We start from the raw sequence: 3,116 nt of genomic DNA, 5'->3' as shown, positions 1-3,116 counted from the left end.
CCCCCAACCTGCTTAGTTTCCCAAAGCAACTATTCTTAGTTATAGTTGCTTCAGGCAAACAAGTAGGAGTTGTCCAATCATGGCAGTTGAGCCGAACACCGCGGCCGAACTCGTGCGGCAGATCTTCGACCTCCAGCGGGCGGTCCGGTGCGTTGCGGTTGCAAATGCGCGCGGAACCGACACCGGCGTCGCGCTGCAGGGCGTCCTCCGGTTCGTGGGGGAGAAGGAATCACGCGCCACGCATCTGGCCGCGCGGCTGGGTGTCAGCGCCCCCGTTCTGAGCCGGCACATCGCCGAACTCGAGGATCTTGGCCTGGTGCACCGGAGGCCGGACCCGGAAGACGGCAGGGCCCAGCTCGTGGCCCTGACCAACGCCGGACGCGTCAAGCTTCTCGAAATCGAGGAGCACCGCACTGCCACCCTGCAGGGATACCTGCGGGAGTGGAGCCAGCAGGACGCCGCGGAGACGGCGAAAGTTCTCCGGAATCTTGCGGAATCCCTTCGGGAATCCGCCCGGGCAATGGCGGCCGGACCCATCACTACGTCTTCCACCCTTTAGGAGCAGATACATGGCAAGCCACGCTGCCGCTACCGGCACGGCCCCGTCGCGCGCTTCGGCCCACCCTCCGCAGGCCGCTATGACCCACCGGCAGATCATGGAGGCCCTGACCGGGCTCCTTGCCGCCTTCTTCACCGCGATCCTCAGCAGCACCATCGTTGCGAACGCGCTGCCCACCATCATGTCCGAGCTCAAGGGCACGCAGACGGACTTCGCCTGGGTGATCACGGCCGCGCTCCTGGCCAACGCCGCCACCACGCCCATCTGGGGCAAGCTCGCCGACCTGTTCGACAAAAAGCTCCTGGTCCAGCTCAGCATCGTGATCTTCGTGGCCGGCTCAGTGATGGCGGGCCTCTCGGAAACCATCCCGCTGCTGCTCACCGCGCGCGTCGTCCAGGGCATCGCCATGGGTGGCCTGACAGCCCTGGCCCAGGCCATCATCGGCTCCATGATTCCGCCCCGCGACCGCGGCAAGTACTCCGGTTACATGGGCGCCGTCATGGCCGTCGGCACGGCCGGCGGCCCACTGCTCGGCGGGTTCATCGTGGACAGCCCGCTGGGCTGGCGCTGGACGTTTTTCGTCTGCGTGCCGCTCGCCGTCGTCGCCCTGATCCTGCTGCAGATGACCCTGAAAATCCCGCACATCAAGCGTCCCGCGAAGATCGACTGGCTCGGGTCCATCCTCCTGACCTCCGGCGTCAGCCTGCTGCTGATCTGGGTATCGTTCGCGGGCAACCCGGACTACTACGACTGGTGGTCCTGGCAGTCTGCGCTCATGGTGGGCGGTGGCGTGCTGCTCCTGGCTCTGCTGGTGTTCGTGGAATCCAAGGTTGCCCAGCCCATCATCCCGCTCAAGATCATCTCCGACCGCACTACGGCCCTGGCCATCCTCGCCTCGGTCGCCGTGGGAGTGGCCATGTTCGGCTCCTCCACCTTCCTCGGCCAATATTTCCAGGTGGCACGCGGCGCCACGCCCACCGAGGCCGGCCTGCTCACCCTTCCCATGATCGCCGGCAACCTGATCGGTTCGGTGGTCTCGGGGCTGCTCATTAGCCGCACCGGCCTGTGGAAGCGCTACCTGATCGCCGGCTCCATTCTGCTGATCGGCGGACTGGGCCTGGGCGGGACGATGGACCACACCACGGAACTGTGGCAGGCCGGAATCTTCACGGCCATCCTCGGACTGGGCCTCGGCATGCTGATGCAGAACCTCGTTCTGGCTGTGCAAAACACTGTCAGCGCCCGTGACATCGGCACGGCGAGTGCGTCCGTGGCCTTCTTCCGCTCGGTCGGCGGCGCAATAGGTGTCTCTGTCCTCGGCGCCATCCTCGGCAACCGTGTCAAGGAACTCGCCGCCCAGGGCTTCGCCGAAGCCGGAATTCGGGTCAACGGCGGTTCGTCCGGGGCGAGCCTTGACCTCGCCGACATGCCCGCCCCGGTGCGCGACATTATGAGGGCGGCATATGGCGATGCAACCGCGGAAATCTTCCTGATCGCCGGCGGCATCGCGGTTGTGGCCCTCATTGCTGTGCTGTTCATCAAGGAGCAGCCGCTGCGACGCACCGTTGACATCCGGCCAGAGACTGCTGCCACCGATCAGGCCAGCGCTGAGCAGACGGCCCCTGCCGGGGAAGCCGTCACCGTGGAGGGTTCAGGCCCTTCGGACGGTGGAGCCCCTTCGAATGGCGGAGCCCCTTCGAATGGTGCAGTTGCGGCCGACGATGATCTGGACCGTGAGTTCGTGGAGGTACTCAACCGCCAGCTCGCCAACGAGGGCGCCAGTCTTGGCAACCCTGGCCTTGCCGGTTCCCGTGGGTCCGTGCGGCAAGCAGCCGTGCCAGGACTGCGCGCCCTGGACGAGCCGCCGATGCGGGCCAGGACCATGCTCGCCGACATGCGGACGAGGCCCGAGGACATGGTTCCACTGATCCAGCAAACCCAAAAGCTGCTTGCGGAGCAGCAGCTTCAGCTCGCCACGGCCCTCAACTCTGTTGTCCAGCAGGCCGAGCAGCAGCGGATCATCGCCGAGGAACAGGCCAAAGTGAGCGAGCAGCTGACGTCGCTTCGCAAACAACTGGCCAAGGAGCGCAAGCTCCAGCGTGCCGCTGCGCATTACATCGCTTCACACGGCAAACACGCCAGCGAATAGGAAGCGGACCGGCGGACGCCCGCCGTGCTTTGAGGAGCAAAAGCAGGAGCCGGAGCATCAAAGCAGGAAGCCCGACGGCGGCGGGCACCTCGATGGGTAGCTGACCGGCCCGCTCGTCCCACCTCCGCAAACAAAGCGCGAACGAACACTTGATGCCCTGGCGGTTTCTAGGGGTCGTTGCAACACCTGTTGGTTAGGTGGTTAGTAGTAAAGCACGTAAACGCTCGGCTGGGGTTTCCCAGCCGAGCGTTTTACGTGGCCGGCCGTTGAGTTTCTGAGCGACGAGTTCGAGGTCTTCGGGACCGTAGACGGACAAATCCGTGCTCTTGGGGAAGTACTGGCGCAGCAGCCCATTGGTGTTCTCATTCGAGCCGCGCTGCCAGGGGCTGGCGGGGTCGCAGAAGTAGA

At 65.1% G+C, this 3,116-nt stretch carries 3 protein-coding genes; 2 read left to right on the top strand and 1 reads right to left on the bottom strand.

Annotated elements, in window-relative coordinates:
- Positions 1–79 precede the first annotated feature (79 nt).
- Together AC1D14_RS22515 and AC1D14_RS22510 are read left to right on the top strand one after the other, a co-directional pair.
- Entirely contained in the window at positions 80–559 is a 480-nt protein-coding gene (locus AC1D14_RS22515) for a MarR family winged helix-turn-helix transcriptional regulator (RefSeq protein WP_230117988.1), read from the top strand.
- 79 nt (positions 560–638) lie between these two features.
- Positions 639–2,708, top strand: coding sequence for an MDR family MFS transporter (locus AC1D14_RS22510; protein WP_476969226.1), 2,070 nt, complete (start codon positions 639–641; stop codon positions 2,706–2,708).
- Positions 2,709–2,901: 193 nt separating this feature from the next.
- On the opposite strand, the gene AC1D14_RS22505 is transcribed toward AC1D14_RS22510, so the two are convergent.
- Positions 2,902–3,116: IS30 family transposase (locus AC1D14_RS22505; protein ID WP_476969225.1), on the bottom strand; the 215-nt coding region annotated here is incomplete at its 5' end.

The organism is Arthrobacter sp. P1_B11 (assembly GCF_056406715.1).
The sequence above is the reverse complement of the archived record's forward strand: the minus strand, read 5'-3'. Positions and strand labels throughout refer to the sequence as shown.